The organism is Shigella sp. SIG3 (assembly GCF_053555855.1).
Genome location: NZ_JBQZXE010000283.1, coordinates 1 through 720, shown reverse-complemented (window position 1 = coordinate 720; position 720 = coordinate 1). Strand labels below are relative to the sequence as shown.

1 protein-coding gene is annotated in these 720 nt (G+C 37.8%); it reads left to right on the top strand.

Annotated features, from left to right (window positions below):
* Positions 1 to 281 precede the first annotated feature (281 nt).
* On the top strand, positions 282 to 720 hold a 439-nt coding region (locus ACUU1I_RS20940; RefSeq protein ID WP_449144787.1), incomplete at its 3' end, for a fimbrial protein.

Sequence of the window (720 nt, the reverse complement as noted above, 5' to 3'; positions counted from 1 at the left end):
GAAAATGCCAAATATAAATTTTGTGTATCTTTTTCTGAAAATAAACTAAAGAAAGGGCTTTATATATCACGCATATTTATTTGTTGGATAGTCATTAGATGTTGAATCAATGAATTACTCGTTCAGTTAATATTTAAATATTCATGAAATCTATAAATTAAAGATTTGTCACTTATTGGATTTAGTATGCTTGATTTAAATGGCGGTCAATTATTGTTATTATTAAGTCTAATGTCATTTAAAGGCATTATCATATTTACGAAGAGATCAGGATGATGACGATGAAAAAAAGTGTATTGACGGCGTTTATAACTGTGGTATGTGCAACGTCCAGCGTTATGGCTGCTGATGATAATGCTATCACGGATGGCTCAGTAACATTTAATGGTAAAGTTATTGCTCCAGCTTGTACCCTGGTAGCTGCGACGAAAGATTCAGTAGTCACATTGCCAAATGTCAGCGCCACCAAGTTGCAAACTAATGGAGCAGTCTCTGGCGTTAAAACTGATGTACCAATTGCCTTAGAAGGCTGTGATGTTACTGTAACTAAAAATGCGACGTTTACCTTTAGTGGTACGGCTGACGGCGTGCAACCTACAGCATTTGCCAACCAGGCTACCACCGATGCAGCGACGAATGTTGCTCTACAAATGTATCTGCCAGATGGTTCTACATCGGTAACTCCCGGTACCGAAACGTCGAATATTCAGTTAGCGGATT